The sequence below is a fragment of the Nocardiopsis sp. iso_40 genome, assembly GCF_056173285.1.
Map to the genome: position 1 here is coordinate 112,143 of NZ_CM149666.1, position 26,825 is coordinate 138,967.

The following is a 26,825-nucleotide window of genomic DNA, read 5'->3' on the forward strand; positions in this document are numbered from 1 at the left end:
CCCCGCCCCCGAGCAGTGCGTCGACGACGTCCAGAACAGGAGACCGCCGTGTACCACGGCCCAGCACAGCAGTTCCCCCAGCCCCCGGTCGCTCCTCCCGCGCCGCCCCCGCGCCGCGGTGGTACCGGGCGGACCGTCGCGATCACCGTGGCGGCCACGCTCGGGGTCTACACGGTGGTGGCCGGGGCCGTCGTGGCGGTGGTGGTCGCGACGGGGTCGGGGGCGGCCGCGCAGGGGCCGGAGTTCGAGGGTCTGCCCACCGACCCGTGCGGGGTCAGCGTCGGGTCCCAGCTCCGTGCCGTCTCCGCCTTCCTGCCGTCGGCGTCGTTCTCGGAGAGCGGGTCCTCCTGCTCGTGGAACGTGGAGTACTCGGACGGGACGCCCGGGAACCTCGCCCTCGGATACCGGCACCCCACGGACGAGGATGGTGAGATCCTCCGGGGCGAGTCGGAGGCCGAGGACTACTACGAGCAGCGTGCACGGGAACTGCTCGACGGTGACGGCGACGAGTACTGGTCCGTGGAGGTCCAGGAGGCGGGTGAGCTCGACCTCGGCGACGAGGCGGTGGTGTCGCACTACCGCCAGGGATCCGAGGACGACATGTACAGCAGGGCCGAGGTGCTGGTGCGGGTCGGGGACCTGCTGGTCGAGGTGTCGGCGGACGAGGACTGGGAGGACCGTTCCGGAAGGGCCGACTTCACCGGTGACGAGGAGGTCCTCGTCACCATCGCCGAACGCGCGGTGGCCGAACTGGAGTGACGTGCGGGGCGACCACCCGGGGGTGCTCGCCCCGGGGCGGACGCCTACCCGTAGACGGCCAGCACGGTGAACACGACCGACGCGTTCCACAGGGAGTGGGCGACCACGGTCGCCGTGAGACGGCGGGTCAGCAGGAAGAGGCCGGTGTAGACCACGCTGGCCAGGACGATGGCGGCGACGTCGGGGCCCGAGGTCGGCAGGTGCAGCACCGAGAAGAGCAGCACGGACACCGCCGCCGCCCCGTACAGGGCGGCCTTCTGGTGGACGAAGGCCGTGGGCAGCGCGCCCAGGAGGAAGCCTCGGAAGTAGAGCTCCTCGGCCAGCCCGCCGCCCACCACGCCGAGTACCAGTGTGGCGGCGAGGGCCGCCACACCGGCCGAGGCGTTGGAGAGGACCTCCTGGACCCCCGGGTTCTCGGCGCCCCCGGCCATCGGGATCAGCACACCGACCTCCAGCAACAGGCGCGGGGGCACGATCGCCGCTCCCAACAGTGCGTCCCGGACCCAGTGGCGCGAGGTCAGGCCGACGGCGGACGGTGACAGGGACCTCCGCCGCAGCCACCAGAACACGAGGACCACCGCCGAGACGAGTTCGGCGAGGGCCACCGCGACCAGGGCCAGGGGCGGAGGCGATTCCCGGACCAGTAGACCGAGGGCCAGCGGCGGGACGACGAAGCAGACGAAGGCTCCGGCGAGGAAGACCGCCGACGAGCGGACGGGGGCGGGGGCCGCAGTAGGGCCGGGGGCGGTTTCGGTCACAGCAGTCTCCGTAGCTCGCGTTCGGGGGGTGGCGCTCTTATCGATAATCGATACACTAGAGCGAAGCTTATCGATTGTCGATATGTTCCGAGTGTGAGCACGGGAGAAGATGTGAGCGTCATACGTCAACGCGCGTTCGAGTGGACGGCTCTCCTGGCGGTGGCGCTGGGGGTGTTCCTGGCCCTGTTCTCCGCTGTGGGAACACTGGTCGCGGACCACCTCGTCGTGCCCGTCGAGGTACCTGCCGCCGCGCTGTCCGTGTCCTCCGGGGAAGGGTTCGCGATCACCGGCACCGCCACGGCCGATCTGACGGTGGCCGACCCGACCACGGCCGAACGGGCGTGGACGATGGGTCCCTCGCTACTCGTGGCCGTGCTGATCGTGCTGGTGGGAACGCTGCTGCTGCGCGTCGTGCGCTCACTGCGCACGGGTGAGCCCTTCGCCGCCGTGAACGCGCGCAGGATCGGTGCGTGCGCCGCCGTCGTCCTGGTCGGCGGCGCGGTCGTGGGAGGACTGCGGATCGCTGGTATGCACGCGGTCGTGGGCGGGGCCGACCTGTCCGCCGTCGGGGGTGCTGCCGTGGAACCGTTGGTCGAGTGGCCGGTCGGCGCCATGCTCGTCGGTCTCGGGCTCGCCGCGGTGGCGGAGTTCCTTCGTCGCGGCGCGCTCCTGAACGAAGAGGTCGAGGGCCTGATCTAGCCACAATGCCGTGTAGTTAGGCGAAGCGCGGGTGTGTCAAACCACCCCAAACCAGGACGGAGCTCCTGCTAGAACCGTGTCAACCACGATCACCGTTCAGCAGGAGCTCCGTTGGACACCCAGTGTGCCATCTCCCAACCGATCACGGTCGCGTCCGGGGCCTTCGCCCCGGGCCACCTGGGCGAACTCACCCGCACCATCCCCTTCGAGATGGTCGACCACGCCCTGGCCCAGACCCGCACCACACAGAACCGCATCCGGAACCTGCCCTCCCGAGTGGTGGTCTACCTGTTGCTGGCCGGAGCCCTGTTCCCCGATATGGGCTGGTCACAGGTATGGCAACGCCTGACCACCGGACTTCACGGCCTGCCGGTAGCCACCCCCACCCCTGGCGCGCTGGCCAAAGCCCGCACCAGGGTGGGCCCAGCACCCCTGCGCTGGCTGTTCGACCTACTGCGCGGCCCAGCAGCCGGGATCAACACCCCCGGAGCACGCTGGCGCGACCTGTTGGTCTGCGCGATCGACGGCACCACGATGACGGTCCCCGACAGCCCAGCCAACCTGGCCCGCTACACCAAGCACCACTGCAACAACGGCGGTGCGGGATACCCCGCGCTGCGGCTGCTGGCCTTGGTCTCCTGCGGCACCCGCACCCTCATCGACACCTGTTTCGGGCCCACCACCCACGGCGAGACCACCTACGCCCCCCAACTGCTGCGCAGCCTGGGGCAGGGGATGATCGTGCTCTTGGACCGCAACTTCGCCGCCCAGGACCTACTCGTCAACATCGCGGCCACCGGCGCCCACCTCCTGGTCAGGGTGAAGGCGGGCCGTAAACTACCGGCCCTGACCCGCCTGGGTGAGGGTTCCTACCTCTCCCGGCTGGGCGCACTGCGGGTGCGCGTCATCGAATGCCAGATCACCGTCGCCACCACCCAGGGCCGGCGCACGGTCGATTACCGGCTCATCACCACCTTGACCGATCACCGCACCCATCCCGCCGCCGAGTTGGTGCGGCTCTACCACCAGCGTTGGGAGATCGAGACCGCCTACCTGGAACTCAAGTCCACCCTGCTGGGCGGGCGTGTGCTGCGCGCCCGCACCCCGGGCGGGATCGACCAGGAGGTCTACGCGCTGCTGGTCACCTATCAGGTTCTGCGTTTGGCGATGGCCGATGCCACTGCTGCCCGCAGCGGTGTCGATCCTTATCGGGCCAGTTTCACCATCGCGTTGAACACCGCCCGCGACCTGGTCATCCAGGCCGCGGGCGTGATCGCTGACGCTGTTATCGATCTGGTGGGCACCATCGGTGCTCGGGTGCTGTCCGATCTGTTGCCCGACCGGCGTATCCGGACCCGACCCCGCGTGGTCAAACGCGCGATCTCCAAGTACAACGCCAAGGGAGTAGTGGACCGGGCCAGTTACCAGGCCACCATCAGTATCGACATCCTGGCTGGTCCAGGCCCTTGACACAGCACCCAGAACCTTAACTACACGGCATTGGATCTAGCCAGAGGTTCGACCCGCTGTGCGCGTTCCCGGCACGGTTTGCGGGGTCCGTGGTTTCCCACCCTGCCCCGCCCCGCCCCGCCTCGGTGAGCGGAGCGCTGGTTCCCGCTGCACTCCGGGTTCCGGTCATGGTCCGGCGAGCGCGGAGATCCGGGCCCGGACCACCGCACCGGCCCCCAAACACGACGAAGGCCGGTCCCGTAGGACCGGCCTTCGTGCTGGTCGGGGTGGCGGGATTTGAACCCACGACCTCTTCGTCCCGAACGAAGCGCGCTGCCAAGCTGCGCTACACCCCGAAGCAACGTCCCCAAGTCTAGCGGACTCGGGGAGTGCTTGTGCACGTCAGTTCCACCCGAATCGAACCGGGCCGGTCAGGGACGGGCGACCAGGTCCAGGAGGGAGGCCTCGGGGCGGCAGCAGAACCGCACCGGGGCGTACGGGGACGTGCCCAGGCCGCCGGACACGTGCAGCCACGCGTCGCCGTACCCGTTGAGCCCCCAGGCCCGCCTGCGGTCGATCCCGCAGTTGGTGACCAGCGTCCCGTAGAACGGCAGGCACAGCTGGCCGCCGTGCGTGTGCCCGGCGAGCAGGAGCTGGTAGCCGTCGGCCTCGAAGCGGTCCAGGTTGGCGGGCTCCGGGGAGTGCAGCACACCCAGCCGGATGTCGGCCGCGGGATCGGCCGGGCCCGCCACGTCCTCGTAGCGGTCCAGCTTGATGTGTGAGTCGTGCACACCGGCCAGGGCCACGTCCAGGCCGTTGGCCTTCAGCGAACCCTTGTGGTTGTTCAGGTCCAGCCAGCCCGAGGCCGTCATGGCCGCGCCCAGCTCACGCCAGGGCAGGTCCGGTACCCGGCGCTTGTTGTAGTCGGTCTTGCTGGTCCGCCACAGGTAGCGCGCCGGGTTCTTCGGCTGCGGTGAGAACAGGTCGTTGGACCCGTACACGAAGGCGCCCGGGCGGTCCAGGAGCGGCCCCAGGGCGTCGATGAAGGGTCCGACCGCCTCCGGGTGGGCCAGCGAGTCGCCGGTGTTGACCACCAGGTCCGGCTCGTACGCCTCCAGGCCCCGGATCCAGTCGATGAGCATCTTCCGACCGGGCGTCAGGTGCGCGTCGGCCAGGTGCAGGACCCGCAGGCGCGGGCTGCCGGGAGGCAGCAGCGGGAGTTCGTACCGGCGCAGCCGGAACCAGTTGCGTTCGATCACCGAGGCGTACCCCAGTCCGGCCACACCGACCGCACCGGTGATCGCGGCGGCACGCCCGATCCGGCGCAGGAGCGGTCTGTTGTCGGCGCCCATCCGGCCCTCCTTCGTCGTCGACCGATCGTCTCAGATCCTCCGGCCTCCCGCGCGCAAACCGTTGGTGGGCTCGGCCGGGGCGGCCATAGGATCAGGCCATGTCCGAACTCAAAGACCGCCTCAAGTCCGACCTGACCACCGCCATGAAGGCGAAGGACAGGGTCCGCACCGCCACCCTGCGCATGGTGCTCACCACCATCGCCACCGAGGAGTCCGCGGGCTCCTCCCAGCGGTCCCTCGACGACGACGAGGTCACCAAGCTCCTGATCCGCGAGGCCAAGAAGCGCCGTGAGGCCGCGGAGGCCTTCGACAAGGGCGGTCGTCCCGAGGCCGCCGCCAACGAGCGGGCCGAGAGCGAGGTCCTTTCGGACTACCTGCCCAAGCCCCTCACCGACGAGGAGCTCTCCGAGCTGGTCGCCGCCGCGATCGCCGAGACCGGTGCCTCCGGGATGAAGGAGATGGGCAAGGTCATGAAGGTCGTCAACGCCCGGATCGCGGGCCGGGCCGACGGCGCCCGCGTGGCCGCCGAGGTCAAGGGCCAGCTGGCGTAACGATCCGGCCGGGCTCCACCCCGGTCGGTCCTGTCCGTGGTGCTGTCCCCGCACGCCCGGGACCGCCCGGGGGCGCCGATCGCGGCGGCAGGCGACGCGGAAGGGGGCGGCGGTGACCAGGTCACCACCGCCCCCTTCGCCTGCTCCGTCAGTTGCGGAACCCCGCGGGTGTCAGTCCCTGCCGTCGCGGCCGGGCGCTCCCGAGGCGGGCGTCACCGGGTACCAGCCCTCGTTGCCCGGAGCGTCCTCGGTGCTGGCCTGGCCGCCACCGCTGCTCAGGAACACGTTGACCGTGGCGCCCTCGGGGAGCCGGCTGCCCGGGTCGGGGTTGACCGCGGCCACCGAGCCCTCGGGTTCGGAGGACCGGACGGTCGTGCCCGAGACGTTCACCGAGTAACCGGCGTCCTCCAGGGCAGACACGGCGGCCGCCTCGGTCATCCCGACCACGTTCGGCACACCGCCGTCGTGGCTGGCCGGGCTGGCCTCCTCGTCCTCGTCGTCACCGCCCCGGGGGTCGGGCACGGAGGTGGAGCCGAACTTGCCGGGCGGGGACGCCAGCTGTTCGACCTCCAGGCCCTCGTGGGCGCCGCGCATGGTCTCCTGCCAGATCGGTCCCGGGATCGTCGCCCCGTACACGACCGAGTAGGGGCGGTCGCCGATGGTGACGTTGCGCAGCGGGTACTGCTGCGGGCCGCGCGGGTCGCCCACGAACACGCTGCTGGCCATCTGCGGGGTGAACCCGGCGAACCAGGCCGCCGCCGAACCGTCGGTGGTGCCGGTCTTGCCGGCCGCCGGGCGGCCGATGCCCAGGTTGGAGGCGGTACCGCCGTGGAAGGTCTGCGACAGCAGGTAGCTGGTGCCGTCGGCGACGTCCTCGTCGATCACGCGCTCGCACTGCGGTTCCAGCTCGATCGTGGTGTCCGCCTGGCGGTCCTCGATCCTGGTGATGGCCTGGGGCTCGCAGTACGTGCCGCCGGCGGAGAAGGTCGCGTAGGCGTTGGCCACCCGGATCGGGGAGACCTCCTCGCTGCCGAGGGTGAAGCTGCTGTTGGCGAGGGAGTTCGGGTTCTCCGTGAACAGGGTGCCGTCGGCCCGCTTCAGGCCGAGCTTCTCCGCCATCTCCATCGTGTTGCACAGTCCGGCGCGTGCCTGGAGCTGGGCGAAGTAGGTGTTGGAGGAGGCCTTGGTCCCGGACACCATGTTGAGGTTGCCCGCGTTGCTGTCACCGGCGTTGCTCGGCGACCAGGTCTGCAGCCGACCGCCGTTGCAGGACACCTGCCCGCTCACCGTGGTGGAGCTCGGTGAGTTGAACGAGGTGCTGAAGGGGAGCCCCTGCTCCAGCGCGGCGGCGAGGGTGAACGCCTTGAAGGTCGAACCGGCCTGGAAACCGGTGCTGCCGCCGCGGTCCGCGTCGGTGGTGAAGTTGATCGAGGTCTCGCCGAGCTTGCTCTCGTCGGGCCCGTAGTTGCGGCTCTGCATCATGCCGAGGATGTGGCCGGTGCCGGGCTCGATGACCACCTGCGCGGCGACCTTGCGCGACTCGTTCTTGCGGGGGACCCACTTGTCCACGGCGTCCTGCCCGGCGTCCTGCGTCTGCGGGTCCAGGGTGGTGTGGATCTCCAGGCCCGCGGTGCGCAGCCAGCGCGCCCGCTCGGTCTCGTTGGGGCCGAAGCGTTCGTCCTGCTCGATCTCCTGCACCACGTAGTCGCAGAAGAAGGGCTGGTCGCTGGGGACGCACCCGTTGGGCGGGGTGTCCAGGTCCAGGTCCATGTCCTCGGTCTTGGCCTCCTCGGCCTCCTCCTCGGTGATGGCGCCGGTGCTGACCATGCGGTCCAGGACGACGTTGCGCCGTTCGATGGTCTGCTCGGGGAAGAACCGGGGGTTGTACAGGTACGGGTAGCGCACGAGTCCGGCGATCGTCGCGGCCTGGTGCAGCTCCAGGTCGCTCGCGGGCACCTGGAAGAAGTGCTGCGCGGCGGACTCGACGCCGTAGGCGCCGTCACTGAAGTAGGCGATGTTGAGGTAGCCCTCGAGGATCTCGTCCTTGGTCATCCGCTGTTCCAGGGCGACCGCGTATCGCAGTTCCCGGATCTTGCGGGCGATCGTCTCCTCGCGGGCCTCTTCCAGTTCCTCCTGGGAGGTGGCGGCCTCGATCTGCACGTTCTTGACGTACTGCTGGGTGATCGAGGAGGCGCCCTCGGTGTTGCCGCCCAGGGTCCGGAGGGCGGCGCGCAGCGTGCCGGACACGTCCAGGCCGCCGTGCTCGTAGAAGCTGGCGTCCTCGATCGCCATGATCGCGTCGAGCATCACCGGGGAGACGTCTTCGATGTCGACGAGCTCACGGTTCTGGTCGAAGATCTCGGCGATCACGCCGCCTTCGCTGTCGTAGATGGTGGACCGCTGCGGGGGCGGCGGTGTCTCGAGTTGGCTGGGCATGTCCAGGAAGCCGCTGGCGACGTTGCGCGCTGTGATCCCCATGCCGCCCACGGCCGGGAGGGCCAGCGCGGCGACGAGGAGGCCGGCGACCACGCCGACGACCACCAGTTGGCTGATTCTTTGAAGCAATGTCCCCTGACCCACCCCATCAGACTAAGTGACCACGAACGCTCATAAGCGGTGCGATCGGTAACAGACGGTGCGTATTCACGCCGAATCGCCCATGGCGACGCACGGGCCGTGCCCCCGGACCATCTTTTCACGGTTATCGCAGACCGGCCCCGGTGCGGTTCGGCCGACCTGTACCCCCGCCCCGGTCGGGGCGGGGAGCGGTCGGTCACGCGGCAGCCCTTCCGGGCCGTGTCCGATGAGACGGAGAACAGGCCCGTCGGGTTCTGTCGGTGCGGTGATCCGAACCGTATTCTCGAGACGAGGGGAGTGCCGTGACGCCACGTGTGCGTCGCACCCCGCGCGGTAGCGGGGGCCACCGTTTCCACCTCCACTCAACCAGAGCGGGACAACCACCTGGAACCGTGGGAGCGAGCACACGAGGGGAGCGCGGCCGCACACGGAGCGGATGACGGGCACCGGAGGCGCTGTTCCGCCGGATCGGCCCCGCTGTCCGGTTCGTCCGAATCCACGGTTTCCGATCGCGGATTCCCGAGACCGGTGCTCTGCCCCCGTCTCCTGGATTCCCGGTACCGGTGCCCCTCAGTCCTCCGCGCCGGCCCTGCGCACCTCAGGAACCCCCGGGTGCGTCCTCCCCGGCGAGGGCGGAACCGATCCCGCGCAGTCCCGCCAGGTCGTGCACGTCCTCCGGGCGGGCCGCGACCTCGACGACGCGCAGGCTCCGATGCGCGGACAGCAACCGGGCCCGCAGCCCGGCCTCGCGTTCGCGGGCGCGGACCCGCTCCGCGTGCAACCGCAGCGCCGCCCCCGCCAACGGGTGCTCGCCCGCTGCCAGGGAGTCCGCGGCGGCCAGCGCCTCCGCGGCGCCCAGATGCGCCCCCGGCCCGGTCGGCAGGGGATGGGTCCGGTTGATCACCAGCCCGGCCAGCGGCATTGAGTCCCTCGCGAGCCGGTCCGCGAAGTAGGAGGCCTCGCGCATCGAGTCCGTGTCCGGGACCGCCACCACCACGAACGCCGTCCCCGGGGCCTGGAGCAGCCGGTACGTGCGTTCCGCGCGCTCCTGGAACCCGCCGAACACCGTGTCGAAGGCGGAGACGAAGGCACGCAGGTCGTTCAGGAACTGGGCGCCGACGATCTTGCCCACCACCGAGCCCACCACGTTGAAACCCGCCCCCAGCAGCCGGAAGGCCCCGGTGCCCGCGGGTGCGCTCAGGAATCGGATGAGCTTGCCGTCCAGGAAGCGGCCGAGCCGTTTGGGCGCGTCGAGGAAGTCCAACGCGGACCGGCTGGGCGGGGTGTCCACCACGATCAGGTCCCACTCGCCGGACTGGCGCAGCTGCCCCAGCCTCTCCATCGCCATGTACTCCTGTGTGCCGGAGAAGCTCGTGGAGAGGGTCTGGTAGAAGGGGTTGGCCAGGATCTGGCTGGCCCGCTCGGGGTCGGCGTGTTCCCTGACGACCTCGTCGAAGGTCCGCTTCATGTCGAGCATCATGGCGTGCAGGCTGCCTCCGGCCCCACCGGATCCTCCCGCCCCTCCGCTCGCCTCGGAGAGCGGTACCGGGCGCGGGGTGTTGTCCAGCTCCTCCAGCCCCATCGACTGGGCCAGCCGCCGGGCCGGGTCCACGGTGATCACGACGGCCCGCCGTCCGCGTTCGGCCGCGCGCACGCCCAGCGCCGCGGCGGTGGTGGTCTTGCCGACCCCGCCGGCGCCGCAGCAGACGATGATCCGTGTCCCGGGGTCGTCGACGAGGGCGTCCGCGTCCAACCGGCCCGTCTCGGACACGACGGATCGGGGGACCGCCCCCGGACCGGTGCCGGTCACCGTCCCACCCCCTGTTCGCTCAGCCGCCGGGCCAGGCCCGCCAGCGCGGCACGGTCCGCCCCGCCCTCCAGCAGGGGCAGTTCCAGGAGAGGGGGCCCCAGCTCCTTGAGCTCACCGCGGACCCTCTCCTGGAGCAGGTGGCGCAGCGCGTGCGCGCGCACCTGACCCGCGAGGTCCGCGGCCAGCGCCTCGGGTGCCTCCGCCGACTCTGTCTCCAGCCGGGCGGCCTTCAGCCCGCGGACGAGTTCGGCGGTGTCCAGCTCTCCGGCCGCGGCGGCGGCCAGGTCCGTGCCGTCGAGGAGGGGCGGGGCGACCATGTTCACCAGGATCGCGCCCAGGTTGAGGCCCAGACCGCTGATCTCGTCGATCCCGTCCCGGGTCTCCTGCGCGGGCATCTCCTCCAGCAGCGTCACGAAGTGCACCCGGGTCCGCTCGGAGCGGATGACCTCCATCACGCGGTCCGCGTGTTTGCGTACCGGTCCCACCCGGGCCAGACCGGCCACCTCGGAGTTGACGTTCAGGAACCGTCCGATCCGACCGGTGGGCGGGGCGTCCATGACCACGCTGTCGTAGTGGAAGGAGGTGCCCCCGGAACCGTCCGGGGAGTGCCGCCGACCGCTCGCGCGCCGCCGGACCGCCTCGGTGGCCTTACCGGTCAGCAGTACGTCCCGGAGCCCGGGCGCGACGCTGGTGGCGAAGTCCACGGCTCCCAGCCTGGTCAGCGCCTGTCCGGCCCGCCGTATCCCGTAGAACATCTCCAGGTACTCCAGCAGGGCCGACTCCGCGTCCGCCGCCAGCACGTGGACGGAGCCGCCGTTCGCGGCGCGGAGCATCTCGCGCTCCTCGTAGGGCAGTGCGGCGCTCCCGAGCAGGGAGGCCACCCCCTGACGGCCCTCCACCTCGACCAGGAGCACGCGCCCGCCCCGGGAGGCCAGGGAGAGTGCCAGGGCCGCGGCCGCAGTGGTCTTCCCCGTACCGCCCTTGCCCGTCACGATGTGCAGTCGGGCACCGGCGAACGCCGCCTCCGGGCCGCTGCCGCGCGGCCCCCGTTCAGGATCGCTCACCCCACGGAGTCTATGCGCGCGCCCTGCGGGGAGCGCGGGCGAGGACCCCGCCGGCTCGCGTTGACCGGCAGGGTGGGTGCGGGTGAGTAAGGTGAGCGGCGTTGAGGTGCGGTCCCCCCGGGACCGCCGGTGACTGAGAGGGGTGGACGATGTCCAAATGGGAGTACCAGAGCGTTGCTCTGCTGTCGCACGCGACCAAGCAGATCCTGGACAACTGGGGTGAGGACGGCTGGGAGCTGGTGTCCGTCGTGCCGGCGCCGCTGCCCGAGGGCACCGACCCGCGCAACCAGCAGTACGTCGCCTACATGAAGCGGGCCAAGTAGATGCCGACCCCCGAGGAGCGGATCGCGGAGCTGGGTCTGACCCTGCCCGAGGTGGTTCCGCCGGTCGCGGTGTACCAGCCCGCTGTTCGCAGCGGTGACCACGTGTACGTCTCCGGGCAGCTCCCGTTCGTCGAGGGCAGTCTCCCGGCGACCGGCAAGGTCGGTGCCGAGGTCGACGCCGAAACCGCGAAGGAGCTGGCTGCCGTGTGCGCGCTGAACGCCGTCGCGGCGGTGCGTGCCGAGATCGGTGAGCTGTCGGACGTGGTGCGGATCGTCAAGGTCGGCGGTTTCGTCGCCAGCACCCCCGACTTCACCGGGCACCCCGGCGTGGTCAACGGGGCCAGTGAGCTGCTCGGCCAGGTCTTCGGCGAGGCCGGGGTGCACGCCCGTGCCGCCGTCGGCGTCGCGGCCCTGCCGTTGGACGCTCCGGTCGAGGTTGACATGATCGTCGAGGTCCGCTGACCGGGCCCGGGGAACCCGGGCCACAGCGCGGCTTTCGCGAACGACAGGAGTATGTCGATGACCGAGAACGACGATGTGGCCCGGCCCCGTCCCGCCGCCACCGTGATGCTGCTGCGTCCGGCGCCGGGAGCGGAGGGCGCCCGTGCGGAGTGCGCCATGGAGGTCCTGCTGATGCGCAGGGTCGCCTCCATGGGCTTCGCCCCGGGCGCCTATGTCTTTCCCGGCGGCGGGGTGGACCGGCGCGACGCCGACGGCGACCTCCCGTGGACCGGTCCGGGACCGCGGGAGTGGGCCGCGACCCTGGGTACCGACGTGCCGATGGCCCGGGCCCTGGTGTGCGCCGCCGTACGGGAGACCTTCGAGGAGACCGGTGTCCTGCTGGCCAGCGAACCGGAGCGGGCGGGTGAGGAGGCCATCACCCTGGACACCGCCACGGACGACTGGGAGCGGGACCGCCTCGGCCTCATCGACCGCTCCCGTTCCTTCACCGAGGTGCTGTCCCGGCGCGGCCTCGTGTTGCGCTCGGAGTGGCTGCGCGCGTGGTCGAGATGGATCACCCCGAGGAACCAGCCGCGCCGCTTCGACACCTGGTTCTTCACCGCCGAGCTTCCCCCGGGCCAGCAGGCGCGCGACGTCGGCGGGGAGTCGGACCACACCCGGTGGACGGACCCGTCGGCGGTCGCCTCCGAATGGGAGGCGGGTCGGATGCCGATGCTGCCGCCGACCGTGATCGCCTGTGCCGAGCTGGCGGACCGGCGGACCCTCGCGGGTGTGCGGGAGGCCCGGCGGGATATCGTTCCCATCGAACCGGACGTTCGGGAAATCGACGGCCAGATCCGTGTCGTTGCCCCGGACGGGGACGAATTCCCCCTACCCGGGCCCGACTCGACTCCGTGAGCGACCGCTCCCGGCGGTGTGGAGCGCTCTGTCGCGGATAGGTTTCCCTGCATGTCCTCCTGGCCGTCCTCCAGACCAGTCCGGTTCCGGCGAGCGAAGCGAGGTGCGATGAGGATCGACGGTTCCGGGACACTGCGCGCCAGCTGCGTACTGTGCCCCAACCCAGGCCCGATGACGTTGGAGGGAACCAACACCTGGATCCTGCGGGAACCGGGTGCGCGCGGGGTCGTGGTGGTCGACCCCGGGCCGCACGACGAGCGGCACCTGGAACGGGTGGCGCGGACCGTGCAGGAGCAGGGCGCCCAGGTCCTGATGACGGTGGTGACGCACCGGCACTTCGACCACACCGAGGGTTCGCGGTACTTCGCCGAGCTGACCGGGGCGCCCGTGCACGCGGTCGACCCGGGGATGCGGGTGGGCGGCTCCGGCCTGTCGGACGGCCAGCTGCTCACCGCGGACGGGTTGGAGTTGCGGGTCGTCGCGACCCCCGGGCACACGGACGACTCCGTCTGCCTGTTCGCGGAGTCCGACAGCGCGATCCTGACCGGTGACACCGTTCTCGGCCACGGGACCCCGGTGATCGACGGGGACGACGGGCTCGCCCCCTACATGGACTCGCTGTACCGGCTCCGGGACCTGGTCGTGGAGCACCGGGTGCGCACCCTGCTGCCCGGGCACGGCCCGGTCCTGACCTCGCCGCTGGCGACGCTGAACTCCTACATCGACCACCGCGAGGCGCGCCTGGCACAGGTGCGCGAGGCGGTGCGGGCCGGTGCGACCAGGGTCGAGGAGGTCGTCGACCGGGTCTACCCGGACGTGGTGGAGAGCATCCGCCCCGCGGCGGCCTCCTCGGTCCGGGCGCAGCTGCGTTACCTGGCGGTCAAGGAGGAGCTCCCCGAGGGGGTCGAGAGCTGACCCCGGGGCGCCGTGGCCGCGGGGCGTGCCCCCTTTGGGGTACCGGGGGTCCTGCGGGCCCTGAGAGGGCACTGGAAGCGCTGCGGCCGTCACCCCGGAGGGTGACGGCCGCACAGCGTCCGGAACGGCCCTAGCGGGCGCGGCGGCGCATGCGCTCGACGTCCAGCAGCACCACGGCCTTGGCCTCGATCCGCAGCCAGCCGCGCAGGGCGAACTCGGCGAGGGCCTTGTTGACCGTCTCCCGGGACGCGCCCACCAGCTGGGCGAGCTCCTCCTGGGTGAGGTCGTGGTGGACGTGCAGGCCGTCGTCGCCCTCCTTGCCGAACTTGTCGGCGAGTTCGAGCAGGGCCTTGGCCACGCGGCCGGGCACGTCGGTGAAGACCAGGTCGGCCATCACGTCGTTGGTCCGGCGCAGGCGGGCGGCCAGCGACTTCAGCAGCTGCAGACCCACCTGCGGGCGGCTGGACAGGAACGGCCGAAGGTCGTCGTGGCCCAGCCCGGCGAGAACGGAGTCGGTGACGGCCACGGCGCTCGCGGTGCGCGGGCGCGGGTCGAACAGCGACAGTTCACCGAACATCTCGCTGGGGCCGAGTACCCCCAGCAGGTTCTCCCGCCCGTCGACGGCCGTGCGGGTCAGCTTCACCTTCCCGCTGAGGATGACGTACAGGCGGTCGCCCTCGTCGCCCTCGTTGAACAGGGTCTGGCCGCGGCCGAGACGCACCTCGTTCACCGAGGAGCGGAGCGCGGCCGTGTCCTCCTCGTCCAGCGCCTCGAACAGAGGGGCCTTCCGGAGCACCTCGTTGATCTCGTCCACACGTCCTCCTAAAACCTGACCGTCAACAGTGTGACGTATATCGCAACCAAGTGTGAAACCAGGTCGTTACCTCGGCTTGTCCGCCGGGAGACAACGTGCCCACAACAGCCGACGTCAGCCCATGCGATCCTAGTCGTAATCGGCTTGTGTCAGGGCTTGTCCGCGCCGGGTGACCGGACATTGGTTACATAATCTCGGTCACCAGTCGAAACGTCGGTACGCCGCCGAATTCCGGCGACCCTGCCGTGCCCCCGCAACCGTGCGCCTACCCTGTGACGATGCCTCGCGACACCCCAGACGTGCCCACGGAGTACACCACGCCCACCGGTGAGAGCCGGCTCGCGCTGGTCCGCCGCGCCCGGAAGATGTACCGGGAGCTCTCCGAGCTGTACCCGGACGCCCACGCCGAACTGAACTTCACCACCCCGCTGGAGCTCCTGGTCGCGACGATCCTGTCCGCGCAGTGCACGGACAAGCGGGTCAACCAGGTCACCCCGGCGCTCTTCGCGCGCTACCCCGACGCCGAGGCCTACGCCTCGGCCGGGCGTGAGGAACTGGAGGAGATGATTCGTTCGACGGGGTTCTTCCGAGCCAAGGCCAACAGCCTGATCGGTCTTGGTCAGGCCCTGTGCGAACGGCACGGCGGCGAGGTCCCCGGGAACCTCAACGACCTGGTCAAACTACCCGGTGTGGGGCGAAAAACCGCAAACGTACTGCTCGGTAACGCCTTCGATGTGCCGGGGATCACGGTCGACACCCACTTCGGGCGGCTCGTCCGGCGGTTCGGCTGGACCGACGAACAGGACCCGGTCAAGGTCGAACACGCGGTCGGCGAACTCTTCCCGCGCAAGGACTGGACGATGCTCTCCCACCGCGTGGTGTGGCACGGGCGCCGCGTGTGCCACGCCCGCAGGCCCGCCTGCGGGGCCTGCGTGCTGGCCCGCTGGTGCCCGTCCTTCGGAGAGGGCCCGACGGAGCCCCGGGCCGCGGAGAAGCTGCTGCGCATGCGCTCGTTCGCGTGACCCCGGGGCCGGCGGCGGTTTGTACCCTGAATCACGTGAGAGCGCACACGTCGGCCCCGCAACGGGCCACCGGAGCAGCCCGGTTCGGTGCCCCGGTCCTCCCGGACCCCGCGGACCCGCGGGGCGCGAGGTCCGACCATCAGACGACCCCTCGGGGAAGTGGCAGGTGACCGAACCCCCGTCCCAGGCGCCCGCACCCCCGCACATGTCCACACGTCGGCGCGACAACCCCCGGAACAGGTTCCGCGTATGAACTCGACCCCGCTCTGGCTGTCCGCGCTCGCGGACGACGCCCAGGCGATGCCGGTGCCCGAACCCATGCGTCCGCCCGAACGGGGCGGGCGCGAGTCGGCCGTCCTCATCCTCTTCGGCGAGACGGACCGGGGCCCCGACCTGCTGCTCATCCAACGCAACGCCGGTCTGCGCCGGCACGCCGGACAGCCCGCCTTCCCGGGCGGCCGGATCGAGCCCACCGACCCCTCGCCCGAGGCCGCCGCGCTGCGCGAGGCGGAGGAGGAGACCGGGGTCGTGCCCGCGGGGGTCGACGTGGTCCGTCGGCTGCCCGAGCTCTACCTGAGCTTCAGCGACTTCCGGGTCGTCCCCGTCCTCGGCTGGTGGCGCGAGCCCTCCGAGGTCCGCGCCGCCGACATCGGCGAGGTCGCCGCCGTCGCCAGGGTGACCGTCGCCGACCTCGCCGAGCCCGCCAACCGGGTCAAGGTGCGCTACGGGGCGGGGCCGGTGTGGGGCCCGGGCTTCAGGGTGGAGAACATGCTGGTGTGGGGCTTCACGGGTGCGATCATCGACAGCCTGCTCACCCTCGGCGGGTGGGAACTCCCGTGGCATGACAGCAGTCTCACTGACGTGTTCGAAGCCACCCCGCAGGGCCTCCGGCCGGTCGGGTAACGCTCACTTCTTGGAGGGCATCCGTGCTCGACGCGGTTCTGGTCGTCCTGTTGCTGCTGTTCGCGGTGACCGGTTACCGGCAGGGTTTCATCGTCGGAGTGTTCAGCTTCGCCGGGTTCATCGGAGGAGGGGTCCTCGCGGCGCTCACCGCGCCGGACCTGATCCAGGACTGGGTGGAGGACCCCGGGCGGCAGGCGCTGCTGGCCATCGCCGTGGTGTTCCTCTCCGCCGCCCTGTGCCAGTTCATCGCCTCCTACCTGGGCACCCTGGTGCGCAACAAGGTCACCTGGGACTCGGCCCGGGTCCTGGACGCCCTGGGCGGGGCCGTGGTCAGCGGGCTCTCGGTGCTCCTGGTCGCCTGGTTCATCGGTAGCACGGTCGCCAACTCGGCCCTGCCGTACGTGTCCGAGCAGGTCAAGGGGTCGCGCATCCTCCACTCGGTGGACGCGCTGATGCCGGGCGCCGCCCACCAGGGGTTCTCGACCTTCCGCCAGATCGTGGACCAGAGCGCGTTCCCGCAGGTGTTCAGCGGCCTGGGCACCGGGGAGCTCGCAGAGGTCGAACCGCCGGACCCGGACGTCCTCACCACGCCGGAGCTCATCGACTCCAGCCGCAGCGTGGTCAAGGTGCTGGGCACCGCGCCCTCCTGCCAGCGGCGGGTGGAGGGAACCGGTTTCGCGTACGGGGACGAGCGCATCATGACCAACGCGCACGTGGTCGCCGGGGTCACCGAGGACCTTCGCGTGGTCACCCGGGACGGGCACCAGCGGGAGGCCGTCCTGGTGCTGTTCGACGCCCAACAGGACCTGGCCGTGCTGCACGTGCCGGGGCTGGAACTGGACCCGCTGGAGTTCAACGGCGAGGCCGCGCAGGGCGACGACGCCGTCGTGGCGGGGTTCCCGCGCAACAGCGGTTTCACGGCAGTCCCCGCCCGGGTCCGGGCCAGGCAGACCGCCCAGGGGTCGGACTTCTACCACTCACAGCAGGTGAGCCGGGAGATCTACCAGGTCCGCGCCGTGGTGCGCCCCGGCAACTCCGGCGGTCCGCTGCTCGCCCCCGACGGCACCGTGTACGGCGTCGTGTTCGCGGCGGCCACCAACGAGGAGGAGACCGGTTACGTGCTCACCGCGGACGAGATCTCCGAGAACGCGGAGGCGGGAATGACGGCCACCGGCGAGGTCTCCTCCCAGACCTGCGACTGAGCCTCCGGTCCGAGGGAGGCACCTCCCGCGGACCGGAGGACCCGGGGCTCACGACCACGAGGGGCGCCCCCTACTTGGAGGCGCCCCTCGTGGCGTGCTGTCCGGTCCGAACTAGTTCGAGCTCGGGTTCTGGGTCTGGTCCGCCTGAAGCGGCCAGCTCATCCTGACGACCGTGCCCGTGTCGTTGGGCTCGATACTCACCTCGTCCGCGAGGCCGGTGATCACCGCCAGGCCGAGGCCGGGGGAGAACCCGGAGATGCCGCCGGGAGGAGTGTCCTCACCGTCCAGGAAGAGGCCGTCGAGCAGTGGCTCCACGGGGTTGGCCGTCTCCTCGGCGTCCTTGGCCGGGGCGCGGTCGGAGACGACGACCTCGAAACGTCGTGTGGCGCTCCCGTTGGCGCTCAGCGTTCGGCTCGTGGTGTCGGTGCGGGGGTCCGACACCGGATCAGGTCCGCTGCCGTCGATCAGCTGGAGCAGGATCGGCTGTGTGGGGCAGTGCAGCTTGTGTGCCGCCACCGCCCGGGAACAGGCCTCTCCGACCGCCAGCCTGATCTCGTCGATCGCGGAGGCGGCGATGCCCGCCCGACGTGCGACGGTCGCGGCCATGAGCCGGGCCGTGCGCACGTGGGCGGGGAGCGCGCTGATCGTGAGCGTGATGGTTGCCATCGCTCGCTCTGGGTTACTTCGAGGAACGCTTGTCGATGGCTTCCTGCACCGAGCTGTGGATACCGAACACCTTGGTCAGCCCGGTGATCCGGAAGATCTTCAGAATCCGCTCCTGGGTGCAGACCAGGTCCAGGGTCCCGTCGTGAGCACGGACCCGCTTCAACCCGCCCACAAGCACACCGAGGCCCGTCGAGTCCAGGAACTCCACCTTCTCCATGTTGACCACGAGGTGGAAGTTGCCCTTGTTGACCAGGTCGATCAGCAGCTCGCGGAGCCGGGGCGCGGTATAGACATCGATCTCACCCTCAACGACGACGATCTCGGTGTCGCCCTCGGTGTAATGATCAAGCTTCAAATCCACTAGTCCTCCAGCGCCGAACCGCGAAAAATCGCGAAGTATCTCTGCCGGGCGTTACCCCACCAGCACGCATTCAACCACGGGTGGCGTGGGTGTCTTCCCGCCGTTCACGGGAAAACGGGGGCCCCGCGCCACTCTTCCCCCGGATGTCAGACTGAAACCGATGTCCACCGGCGCCCCGACCTCGGACGGAGGGCCAGCGGCTCGTGAACGTTTCCAGTGAGGAGGGGTCTCGATGAGGCGGTCGGAGCCCGCGCTCCCCGGTGTGTGGCGTGACGACACCCGGTACCCGCAGGTCACCCATATCGAGCATGTGGCCCGGAACGCGGGAGTGAGTGGGGACTGGCCGGGGTGGACAGCCCCCCATCTGGTCGAACGACTGGCCGAACGGGGGATCACGGGTCCGTGGTCCCACCAGGCAGCCGCCGCCGACCTCGCACGCTCGGGCCGTGATGTGATCATAGCCACGGGCACCGCCTCGGGGAAGTCGCTTGCCTTCCTTATGCCCGCGGTGGACGCGGTTGACTCCGGCGGAACGGTGCTCTACCTCTCACCGACCAAGGCGCTTGCCCAGGACCAGCTCCGGTGGATTACGGACCTGGGACTTTCGGGCATGCGAGCGGCTGTCTACGACGGCGACACCTCCCCGGAGGAGCGTTCCTGGGTGCGCGGACACGGGAACTACGTCCTGACCAACCCGGACATGCTGCACCACGGGATCCTCCCCGGGCACGCGGGCTGGTCGGGGTTCCTGCGCCGGCTCCGCTACGTGGTGATCGACGAGTCGCACCGGTACCGGGGGGTCTTCGGTTCGCACGTGGCCCAGATCCTGCGGCGTCTGCGCAGGGTGTGCGCCCGCTACCGGTCGGAGCCGGTGTTCGTGCTGGCCTCGGCGACCTCCGGGTCCCCCGAGCGGAGCGCCACCCGGCTGACCGGGGTCCCGGTCACCGCCGTGAGCGAGGACGGCTCGCCCCGGCCGGGGATGTCCGTCGCCCTGGTCGAGCCGGAGCTGACCGAGATGACCGGCGAACACGGCGCCCCGGTGCGCAGGACCGCGCCCTCACAGGCCGCCGAGATGCTGGCCGACCTGGTCCGGGACGGGGTGCGCACCCTGGTGTTCGTGCGCTCCAGGCAGGGCGCCGAGGTGGTCGCGATGAACGCCCGGCGGATGCTGGAGGAGAGCGGGGAGCACGATCTGGCCGGGCGGGTGGCCGCCTACCGGGGCGGGTACCTGGCGGCCGAGCGCCGGGAGCTGGAGGAGGCGCTCCGCTCGGGTGAACTCCTGGGCCTGGCCAGCACCAACGCCCTGGAGCTCGGGGTGGACATCAGCGGTCTGGACGCCGTGCTCATCGCGGGATGGCCGGGAACGCTGGCGTCCCTGTGGCAGCAGGCGGGCCGGGCGGGGCGGCGGGGCGAGGACGCCCTGGCGGTGTTCATCGCCCGGGACGACCCCCTCAACACCTACCTGGCCCACCACCCGGAGGCTATTTTCGGACGTTCGGTGGAGGCCACCGTCCTTGACCCGGAAAACCCGCATATCCTCGGCCCGCACCTGTGTGCGGCCGCCCAGGAGCTACCGATCACGCGTGCGGACTTCGCTCTCTTCGGTGAGACGACCGAGGAGCAGCTCACCGGACTCGTCGCTCGGGGACTGCTCCGGAAGCGCCCGAGGGGCTGGTTCTGGACGAGCAATGAAAGGGCAAGCGACCTGGCCGATATTCGGGGAGCGGGTGGTCCGCCGGTCCAGATCGTGGATGTCGCCAGCGGCCAGCTCCTCGGCGAGATCGACGAGGCGGCGGCGCACGGCACCGTCCACACGGGTGCGGTCTACCTCCATCGGGGAGCGACCTATCTGGTCGAAGGACTGGACCTGGAGGAGGGGGTGGCCCTGGTGCGCGCGGCCGAACCGCCCTACAGCACCTGGGCCAGGGACACCACGGACATCTCCGTCCGGTCGGTACTGCGGGAGGAGACCTGGCCGAGCGGGGCCGCCGTCTGCTTCGGCGAGGTCGAGGTGGCCCGACAGGTGGTGGGGTTCCTCAGACGGGACGTGCGCACCGGCTCCGTCCTGGGGGAACAGCCCCTGGAGATGCCTGAGCGCACCCTCCGGACCCGGGCGGTCTGGTGGACCCTGCCGCAGGAGGGCGAGGACCGGCTGCGCAAGGAGGACGTGGCGCTGCTCGGTGCGGCCCACGCCGCCGAGCACGCGGCGATCGGCCTGCTCCCGCTGCTGGCCACCTGTGACCGCTGGGACATCGGAGGGGTCTCCACCGCCGTGCACGGGGACACCGGGAAGCTGACGGTGTTCGTCTACGACGGCTACGAGGGGGGCGCAGGCTTCGCCGAGCGCGGCTACACGGCCGCCCGTGAGTGGCTCGCCGCGACCCGGGCCGCGATCGCCGACTGCGAGTGCGAGCAGGGATGCCCCTCCTGTATCCAGTCACCCAAGTGCGGAACCGGAAACGAACCGCTGAGCAAGTCCGGCGCCCTGCGCCTGCTCGACGAGGTGCTGGGCGGCAGCGGTGACGGGGGCGCCGTCGGTCAGTTCCCCTCGGGGATGGGGGACGCGGGGGAGGCCGGAGCGTAGGGACGCAGGGGAGTGCCGGGACGTCGGGCGGGACCCGGTGCCCGCCGGGCGCGGCGCCTCGGCGCCGAGTTGTCCACAGGTTGGGGACGGCCACTTCCCTCCCGGCCGGTGACGGCCCAACCTGGAGGGACCGGGGCGGAACCACCTCCGCCCGGACGTCCGGGAGGTCCCATGTTCTCTTTCCCGTGCCCGAACCCACCCGCCCACGCCGACGACCGCGGCATGAGTACCGCCGAGTACGCCGTGGGCACCGTCGCCGCGGTCGCCCTCGCGGGGGTCCTCTACCTCGTCGTCACGGGGGACACCGTCACCGACGCCCTCACCTCGATCATCGTCGATGCGCTCCGCTCCGGCAGCTGACCGCGGCTCGGTGACGATGGAGGCCGCGATGGTACTCCCCTCGCTGCTGCTCGTGCTGGCCGTCGCCCTCGGCGCGGTGGGCGCGGCGGCAGCACAGCTCTCCTGCGCCGACGCCGCACGGGTCGGGGCCCGAGCCCTGGCCCGGGGGGAACCGCCCGAGCACGTCCGTTCCCTCGCCCTGGCCGCCGCGCCGGGCGGCGCCCGGGTCCGGCTGTCCGAGTCCGACGGCATGGCGCGGGTCACCGTCCGGGTCGAACTGCGGATCGGCCCGCTCCGCGCCCCGCCGCTGACCGCTGACGGCAGCGCGGCGGTCCCACTGGAACCGGGGCGGTGAGGCGTGGGGACACGGGGTCGGCCACCGTCTGGTGGGTCTCCCTGTGCCTGCTCCTGTGGTTCGTCACCTACGCGGTGCTCCTCACGTCCGCGGCCCGCCTCGAGCGGGACCGGGCGGGGACCGCCGCCGACCTCGCCGCCCTCGCGGCCGCGGCCCGGGCCCACCAGGGGGCCCGGGCCGCCTGCGCGGTGGCCCGCAGTACCGCCGAAGCCAACGGGGCCGCGCTGGGAAGCTGCGGCCTGAGCGGCCACACCGTCTCGGTGACGGTCTCGCTCCCCTCGGGGGTGCTGCCGAGTACCGTCCGGGCCCGCTCCCGGGCCGGACCCGCCCACGGCATCCCCGGGGACATCACCGGGCAGGGGCCGTGAACCGTTCCCCAAAACTGAGCATGAGTCGCCCATACCCGGTCGCGCGCCCCGAACGGTCTTGGGCGCACCGGCCCCCGGCGTACTCAGCCCCGGGGCGGTCATGCGCATCCTGTGCGCGGTCCGGTTCCGGGAGGCCGGTTCCCTCACGGTCCGGTCCTGGGGGTGTGGTCAAGGGGTGTGCGGGAGGCCCCGGGCCATCGCACTGGTGGCAAGGGGGCCCGAACACCGAAACCACACTTAGTGTCCCGTATTGCACACCCATAGTAATCGCATCGGTGTGACGACAGCACAATCACCATCACGACAGAACCCACTCACGCACACTCAATCAAGAACAGAGCGCAGTCCCCGCCCGGTGAGTGCCCGGCCGTGTTCTCGGGTCCTGGTGGCCGGGGTCCCGCGGGTGGGCGGAAGGCGGCGTCCACCGGTCGTGTCCGTGAGGCAGGCCGATGGCAGAGCGCAGGGAGCGCCAGGACCCTCGGACTCAGAACAAGCCCTAACGGCCCAGCGCCGAGGTGAGGAGTTCGGCGGCCATCGGCACCACCCCGATCAGGACGAAGGCGGGCAGGAAGCACAGGCCCAGGGGTGCGACGACCAGCACCCCCAGGCGCTCGATCCGCGCGGTTGCCCTCGCGCGGAGCCGCCGCCGCAGGTCGGCCGCGTGCCGGTCGAGCAGGTCCGCCACCGGCGCTCCGGTGTCGGCGGCACGGGCCAGGTCACGGCCGACCGCCACCAGGGGTTCGGGCAGGGCCGACCGCTCCCAGGACGGGAGCGGATCGGCGCCCAGCCGCAACCGTTCGGAGACCGCGGCCAGTTCGGCCCCCAGCCCGCCGCGCGCGGCCCCGGAGACCGCGGACAGGCAGGCCGGTACGGTCGCCCCGGCCCGGATGCCCGAGGCGATCAGCCCGATGAGCACCGGAAGGTCGTCGGTGATCGGCAGCCGTCCGGTCCTCCGGCGGGCACGGCGGGACCGCCACCACAGGAGGGCGCCGCCGCCGAGCACGACGCACCCGATCGCAGGCCCGAACAGGGCCACCGCCAGGACCGTGGCAACGACCCCGGCCAGGACCCGGAGCCCGGGCGCTGTCGGCCGCCGCCGGGACGCTGGCTCCCCGGTGGGGGACCGTCCCGCCACGGACCGGGGCGGAACGGGCCGTCCCGGCCTCCGGGCCGACCCGATCCACACGGCGGCCACCGCACACAGCACCGCCATCAACTCGAAGAACATCCCCAACCCCCTCCTCAGGCCACCGCGCCCCGGACCATACGCAGGGTCCACCAGGCGCCCACCAGATCAAGCAGCACACCGAGTCCCAGGCACAGCAGCCCCAGCGGAGTGGTGAACAGGAAGGCCAGCGGTGCCCCGCCCAGCCCCGCCGACATCGCCGTCCCGAGCACGGGGAGCCCGACCAGCACCAGCGCGGTGGTCCTCGGTCCCGTGGCCCTGGCGGACGCCTCGGCCCGCTGTTCCTCCCGCTCGGTCAGGCCGACCGCCAACGCGTCCACCACCCCGGCCATCCCCGCACCGGTCTCCGCCGCCACCTCCCAGCACACCGCCAGACAGGACAGGGACCACAGGTCCTCGTCCCGGTCGGCCTCCCTGCGCAGTGACCCCGCGTCCGACACCTCACCGACCAGGGGTCCGGCCTCCAGGGCCGCGACCCGCAGAGCCAGTTCGGGAGGCTGCCCGGACCGGAGCTCGGCCGCCATGACCCGGCACAGCACGATCACGGCCCGCCGCCGCTCAGCCCCCTCGTTCCTACGCGCGAGCAGGGCAGCGAGCGAGGGCCGGGGGTTCGGGCGGCGCGGTTCGCGGGGGAGGACCGCGGACAGCCGACGGCGGCCACTGCGGGGAACCGACCAGAGCAGGGCCGCGGCCACCGCGAGCACCGCGAGGAGTATCACCGGAGCCACCCCCGGCCCAGGCGGGCGGCCACCTCCTCCGCCCCCGGGTACTCGTGCCGGCGGCCGTCCGGGGCGAAGGCCACCGCCGGTACCGCCCGCACCAACCCGGAGGGCTCCCGGTGCAGGACCCGGACCTCGGACAGGCGGCGCCCCTGTCCGTCCCGGACCAGGTGCACCACCAGGACCCGGGTGGCCGCGAGCTGGCTGTGCACCGCGCCCCGGGTGAGTCCGGCGGCGCAGCCCATCGCCTCCACCCGGGCGGGCACGTCCTCCGCCCCGTTGGCGTGCAGGGTTCCCGCGCCGCCCTCGTGGCCCGTGTTGAGAGCCGCCAGCAACGACACGATCTCCGGTCCCCGCGCCTCGCCGACCACCAGCCGGTCCGGACGCATCCGCAGTCCCTGGCGGACCAGCGTCTCCAGCGTGACCTCCCCGCTGCCCTCGACGTTGGCCGCGCGGGTCTGGAGCCGCACCACGTGCGGGTGCTCGGGGCGCAGCTCGGGCGAGTCCTCCGCGAGCACGATCCGCTCCCGCGGGTGCACCAGCGACAGCAGCGAGGAGAGCAGGGTGGTCTTCCCGGTCCCGGTTCCGCCGCTGACCAGGAACGGCACCCGGTGGGCGACCAGGGAGCGCAACAGGTCGGCCCCGGAACGGGTCAGGGTCCCGCAGGCGGTCAGCCGGTCCAGCCCGAACACCCTCCTCGGCGGCATCCGCAGCGAGAGGCAGGCGCCCTCGGGAGCGATCGGCGGCAGCACGGCGTGCAACCGGGCCCCGTTCGGCAGTCGCGCGTCCACGTACGGCGCGGCCGCGTCCAGGCGGCGCCCCGCCTGGAAGGCCAGGCGCTGGGCCAGCCGCCTTACCTCCTCGGACGAGCCGAAGCGCACGTCCCGGACCCGGTGCAGCCCCTCCCCGGAGTCCACCCAGACCTGGTCCGGGCCGTTGACCAGGACGTCGGTGACATCCGCGGTCAGCAGTTCCTCCAGCGGCCCGGCGCCGGACAGGTCGGCGGCCAGTCTGCGGGTCATGGCGAGCAGTTCACTGTCTCCCAGGGCACCGCCCTCGGAGCGGATCGCCGTCGCGACGTTGGCCGGGGTCACCCGGGTGCCGGTGGCCACGAACCGGTCGCGGACCCTTTCCAGCACGGCGTTCTCCCCACGGCGGGCGACCGGAGCGGCGGCCCGCGCAGCACCCGCTCCGGGGAGGCGGACGGGGGAGTCCGTCCCCGTCCCCCGGAGGCCCCCGTCCCGGTTGGAGGCCCGGCCGTGGTCCGGCCCGCCCGGGGGCTCCCCCGGACCCTTCGGGCGGGTCCGGTCGGCCAGGCGGTTCCAGAACGGCACGCCCGCCCCGCTCACCGGGTCCCCCGCACGCCGACGAGGGCTCCCACGACACGGTCGGCGTACCGGGCCAGCGGGGTCCGGGGGTTCCGGGCCGGGACGCCGCCGGCCCCCAGCACTCGGGACAGGCCCGGTTCCGCGGGCAGGTCGGCGCCGAGTTCCAGCCCCAGGCTCTTCGCGACGACCTCGGCGGACAGGCCGCCCCGGGCTCCGCGCACCACGACGCGTACCCGGTCGGCCTCCTGTCCGAGCCGAGGGGTCATGCGTGCGGCGGACACCACGGAGTACACGTCCGCGGGGACCACCACGAGCACGAGGTCGGAGTGGTTGAGCAGGGCCGTGGTGGCGGGGTCGAAGGATCTGGGGAGGTCGGCCACCACCAGATCGGCGCCCCGGCGGGCGGAGGCGAGGACGGAGCGGACCGCGCCGACGGGGAGCGGTCGGCCCTGGCCGGCTCCGTCTCCCCGGGCCCAGGTCAGCACGTCCACCCCGCCGACCCTGGGCAGCCCCTCGCGCAGGGTCCGCCAGGGCATCCGGCCTCGCTGACGGAGCAGGTCGTCCCAGCCCGTCCTGGGGTCCGCCGCTGTGTGGTCGCAGCCCAGGTAGATGTCGGGCCCGCACCCCAGGGGGTCGGCGTCGAGCAGGGCGGTGGCCCTTCCGGCCCGGTCGCCGGCGAGGGAGAGGGCGACGGCGAGGAGGCTGGCTCCGGCCCCGCCCCGGCCTCCGACGACGGACACGAACGGCGCGGGCGGGTGCTCGGAGAGGGAGGCGAACAGGTCGACGAGGGCGGCCTCGTCCCGGGGGAGCAGGTAGGCGGAGGCGGTCTCGTTCCGCTCCGGGAGGGTCCCGTCGGCCCGGGGCGGGGGCGTCCCCGGCCGGGCGACGACGGCCACGCGGGGGTGCGGCGGGGGGTTCGCGGAGCGGAGGGCGCGCTCCAGGTCGCGGCCGACCACGACGAGCGGGGCGCGGCCCCAGGCACGCAGGGCCTGTTCCGGGTCGGAGGCGATCGTGACCTCGGTGGCGGCCGCCGCGGCGAGCCGGACGAGGTCGTCGAGGAGGGCGGGGTCGGCGGTGGCGATCAGGGGGTGCTGCGGGACGTCCATCGGGCCTCCGGGGAGGGCGGGAACCTGCCCTTTCGACCTTCGCCGAACCGGGGCCGGGGCGGAAGCCCCAGTCCTGACCTGTGGATAACTCCGTGCCCGTGCACGGATCCGTCGCCGGGAGGCGGACACCGCGAGGGGGACGAGGGGGCGTCCGCACCCGGCGGGCGGGACACACGTACGGGGGCTGTCGTGTGTCCCGGCCCGTCAGGCGGGGCGGAGCGGATGACCTCGGACGGGCCCCGCAGGGGGAACTGGG

The 26,825-nt window shown here is 71.9% G+C and carries 27 protein-coding genes and 1 tRNA gene; 15 read left to right on the forward strand and 13 right to left on the reverse strand.

From position 1 onward, the window contains the following. Positions 1-48: 48 nt before the first annotated feature. Positions 49-759 (forward strand): hypothetical protein, encoded by a 711-nt coding sequence (locus AC0VYD_RS00510; protein ID WP_475478058.1) that lies wholly within the window; start codon positions 49-51, stop codon positions 757-759. A 44-nt stretch (positions 760-803) separates the two neighbouring features. Here AC0VYD_RS00510 and AC0VYD_RS00515 read toward each other — a convergent pair whose 3' ends face one another. Beyond that, the gene (locus tag AC0VYD_RS00515; protein WP_475478059.1) at positions 804-1,517 is read right to left on the reverse strand and encodes a CPBP family glutamic-type intramembrane protease; all 714 of its coding nucleotides are present in this window, start codon (positions 1,515-1,517) and stop codon (positions 804-806) included. Between the two features lie 111 nt (positions 1,518-1,628). On the opposite strand from AC0VYD_RS00515, the gene AC0VYD_RS00520 reads away from it, so the two are divergent. Beyond that, positions 1,629-2,216 carry a hypothetical protein gene (locus AC0VYD_RS00520; protein WP_475478060.1) on the forward strand — a complete coding sequence of 196 codons (588 nt, stop codon included), beginning with the start codon at positions 1,629-1,631 and terminating at the stop codon, positions 2,214-2,216. 111 nt (positions 2,217-2,327) lie between these two features. Then, positions 2,328-3,686: an IS4 family transposase gene (locus AC0VYD_RS00525; RefSeq protein ID WP_475478061.1), complete on the forward strand. Its 1,359-nt coding sequence runs from the start codon at positions 2,328-2,330 to the stop codon at positions 3,684-3,686. Between the two features lie 258 nt (positions 3,687-3,944). Here the strand turns inward: AC0VYD_RS00525 and AC0VYD_RS00530 are convergent. Both AC0VYD_RS00530 and AC0VYD_RS00535 read right to left on the reverse strand, forming a co-directional pair. Next, positions 3,945-4,021: transfer RNA gene (locus AC0VYD_RS00530), tRNA-Pro, on the reverse strand. Between the two features lie 75 nt (positions 4,022-4,096). Next, positions 4,097-5,017: a metallophosphoesterase gene (locus tag AC0VYD_RS00535; RefSeq protein ID WP_475478062.1), complete on the reverse strand. Its 921-nt coding sequence runs from the start codon at positions 5,015-5,017 to the stop codon at positions 4,097-4,099. A gap of 98 nt (positions 5,018-5,115) precedes the next feature. On the opposite strand from AC0VYD_RS00535, the gene AC0VYD_RS00540 reads away from it, so the two are divergent. Next, positions 5,116-5,568: a GatB/YqeY domain-containing protein gene (locus AC0VYD_RS00540; protein ID WP_473037251.1), complete on the forward strand. Its 453-nt coding sequence runs from the start codon at positions 5,116-5,118 to the stop codon at positions 5,566-5,568. A 171-nt stretch (positions 5,569-5,739) separates the two neighbouring features. On the opposite strand, the gene AC0VYD_RS00545 is transcribed toward AC0VYD_RS00540, so the two are convergent. The 3 genes from AC0VYD_RS00545 to bagA form a co-directional block, all read right to left on the reverse strand. After that, the gene (locus AC0VYD_RS00545) at positions 5,740-8,133 is read right to left on the reverse strand and encodes a penicillin-binding protein (protein ID WP_475478063.1); all 2,394 of its coding nucleotides are present in this window, start codon (positions 8,131-8,133) and stop codon (positions 5,740-5,742) included. 610 nt (positions 8,134-8,743) lie between these two features. Further along, positions 8,744-9,955 carry an ATPase BagB gene (gene bagB / locus AC0VYD_RS00550; protein WP_475478064.1) on the reverse strand — a complete coding sequence of 404 codons (1,212 nt, stop codon included), beginning with the start codon at positions 9,953-9,955 and terminating at the stop codon, positions 8,744-8,746. Then, the gene (bagA, locus tag AC0VYD_RS00555) at positions 9,952-11,019 is read right to left on the reverse strand and encodes an ATPase BagA (RefSeq protein WP_475478065.1); all 1,068 of its coding nucleotides are present in this window, start codon (positions 11,017-11,019) and stop codon (positions 9,952-9,954) included. Before bagA ends, bagB begins: the two co-directional genes overlap by 4 nt. A gap of 149 nt (positions 11,020-11,168) precedes the next feature. On the opposite strand from bagA, the gene AC0VYD_RS00560 reads away from it, so the two are divergent. From AC0VYD_RS00560 to AC0VYD_RS00575, 4 genes are all read left to right on the forward strand, one after another. Continuing rightward, the gene (locus AC0VYD_RS00560; protein ID WP_017590156.1) at positions 11,169-11,342 is read left to right on the forward strand and encodes a DUF4177 domain-containing protein; all 174 of its coding nucleotides are present in this window, start codon (positions 11,169-11,171) and stop codon (positions 11,340-11,342) included. Continuing rightward, positions 11,343-11,804, forward strand: coding sequence for a RidA family protein (locus AC0VYD_RS00565; RefSeq protein ID WP_475478066.1), 462 nt, complete (start codon positions 11,343-11,345; stop codon positions 11,802-11,804). A 57-nt stretch (positions 11,805-11,861) separates the two neighbouring features. After that, the gene (locus AC0VYD_RS00570; protein ID WP_475478067.1) at positions 11,862-12,701 is read left to right on the forward strand and encodes an NUDIX hydrolase; all 840 of its coding nucleotides are present in this window, start codon (positions 11,862-11,864) and stop codon (positions 12,699-12,701) included. Between the two features lie 108 nt (positions 12,702-12,809). After that, a complete protein-coding gene (locus tag AC0VYD_RS00575; RefSeq protein ID WP_475478068.1) occupies positions 12,810-13,616 on the forward strand; it encodes an MBL fold metallo-hydrolase in 807 nt (268 codons plus the stop codon). A gap of 130 nt (positions 13,617-13,746) precedes the next feature. On the opposite strand, the gene AC0VYD_RS00580 is transcribed toward AC0VYD_RS00575, so the two are convergent. Beyond that, the gene (locus AC0VYD_RS00580) at positions 13,747-14,430 is read right to left on the reverse strand and encodes a Crp/Fnr family transcriptional regulator (RefSeq protein ID WP_014908639.1); all 684 of its coding nucleotides are present in this window, start codon (positions 14,428-14,430) and stop codon (positions 13,747-13,749) included. Between the two features lie 278 nt (positions 14,431-14,708). On the opposite strand from AC0VYD_RS00580, the gene nth reads away from it, so the two are divergent. From nth to AC0VYD_RS00595, 3 genes are all read left to right on the forward strand, one after another. Next, a complete protein-coding gene (gene nth, locus AC0VYD_RS00585; RefSeq protein WP_475480142.1) occupies positions 14,709-15,452 on the forward strand; it encodes an endonuclease III in 744 nt (247 codons plus the stop codon). A 249-nt stretch (positions 15,453-15,701) separates the two neighbouring features. Continuing rightward, entirely contained in the window at positions 15,702-16,355 is a 654-nt protein-coding gene (locus tag AC0VYD_RS00590; protein WP_475478069.1) for an NUDIX hydrolase, read from the forward strand. Positions 16,356-16,378: 23 nt separating this feature from the next. Beyond that, on the forward strand, positions 16,379-17,557 hold the full coding sequence (locus AC0VYD_RS00595) for a MarP family serine protease (protein WP_475478070.1): 1,179 nt from the start codon (positions 16,379-16,381) through the stop codon (positions 17,555-17,557). Between the two features lie 111 nt (positions 17,558-17,668). Here AC0VYD_RS00595 and AC0VYD_RS00600 read toward each other — a convergent pair whose 3' ends face one another. Both AC0VYD_RS00600 and AC0VYD_RS00605 read right to left on the reverse strand, forming a co-directional pair. After that, positions 17,669-18,223: an ATP-binding protein gene (locus AC0VYD_RS00600; RefSeq protein WP_452547794.1), complete on the reverse strand. Its 555-nt coding sequence runs from the start codon at positions 18,221-18,223 to the stop codon at positions 17,669-17,671. A 13-nt stretch (positions 18,224-18,236) separates the two neighbouring features. After that, complete coding sequence (locus AC0VYD_RS00605; RefSeq protein ID WP_026119772.1) at positions 18,237-18,584, reverse strand: STAS domain-containing protein; 348 nt, start codon at positions 18,582-18,584, stop codon at positions 18,237-18,239. A 232-nt stretch (positions 18,585-18,816) separates the two neighbouring features. On the opposite strand from AC0VYD_RS00605, the gene AC0VYD_RS00610 reads away from it, so the two are divergent. The 4 genes from AC0VYD_RS00610 (at position 18,817) to AC0VYD_RS00625 (ending at position 22,230) form a co-directional block, all read left to right on the forward strand. Then, positions 18,817-21,168: a DEAD/DEAH box helicase gene (locus tag AC0VYD_RS00610; RefSeq protein ID WP_475478071.1), complete on the forward strand. Its 2,352-nt coding sequence runs from the start codon at positions 18,817-18,819 to the stop codon at positions 21,166-21,168. A gap of 171 nt (positions 21,169-21,339) precedes the next feature. Continuing rightward, the gene (locus AC0VYD_RS00615; RefSeq protein WP_475478072.1) at positions 21,340-21,528 is read left to right on the forward strand and encodes a DUF4244 domain-containing protein; all 189 of its coding nucleotides are present in this window, start codon (positions 21,340-21,342) and stop codon (positions 21,526-21,528) included. Next, positions 21,506-21,862 (forward strand): TadE family type IV pilus minor pilin, encoded by a 357-nt coding sequence (locus AC0VYD_RS00620; RefSeq protein ID WP_475478073.1) that lies wholly within the window; start codon positions 21,506-21,508, stop codon positions 21,860-21,862. The genes AC0VYD_RS00615 and AC0VYD_RS00620 overlap by 23 nt, the downstream gene beginning before the upstream one ends. After that, positions 21,859-22,230: an Rv3654c family TadE-like protein gene (locus tag AC0VYD_RS00625; RefSeq protein WP_475478074.1), complete on the forward strand. Its 372-nt coding sequence runs from the start codon at positions 21,859-21,861 to the stop codon at positions 22,228-22,230. Before AC0VYD_RS00620 ends, AC0VYD_RS00625 begins: the two co-directional genes overlap by 4 nt. A 496-nt stretch (positions 22,231-22,726) precedes the next feature. On the opposite strand, the gene AC0VYD_RS00630 is transcribed toward AC0VYD_RS00625, so the two are convergent. The 4 genes from AC0VYD_RS00630 to ssd form a co-directional block, all read right to left on the reverse strand. Further along, complete coding sequence (locus AC0VYD_RS00630; protein ID WP_475478075.1) at positions 22,727-23,458, reverse strand: type II secretion system F family protein; 732 nt, start codon at positions 23,456-23,458, stop codon at positions 22,727-22,729. Positions 23,459-23,472: 14 nt separating this feature from the next. After that, positions 23,473-24,144 carry a type II secretion system F family protein gene (locus tag AC0VYD_RS00635; protein WP_475478076.1) on the reverse strand — a complete coding sequence of 224 codons (672 nt, stop codon included), beginning with the start codon at positions 24,142-24,144 and terminating at the stop codon, positions 23,473-23,475. After that, on the reverse strand, positions 24,132-25,274 hold the full coding sequence (locus AC0VYD_RS00640) for a TadA family conjugal transfer-associated ATPase (RefSeq protein WP_475478077.1): 1,143 nt from the start codon (positions 25,272-25,274) through the stop codon (positions 24,132-24,134). The genes AC0VYD_RS00635 and AC0VYD_RS00640 overlap by 13 nt, the downstream gene beginning before the upstream one ends. 206 nt (positions 25,275-25,480) lie before the next feature. Further along, positions 25,481-26,569 carry a septum site-determining protein Ssd gene (ssd, locus tag AC0VYD_RS00645; RefSeq protein WP_475478078.1) on the reverse strand — a complete coding sequence of 363 codons (1,089 nt, stop codon included), beginning with the start codon at positions 26,567-26,569 and terminating at the stop codon, positions 25,481-25,483. Positions 26,570-26,825 lie beyond the last annotated feature (256 nt).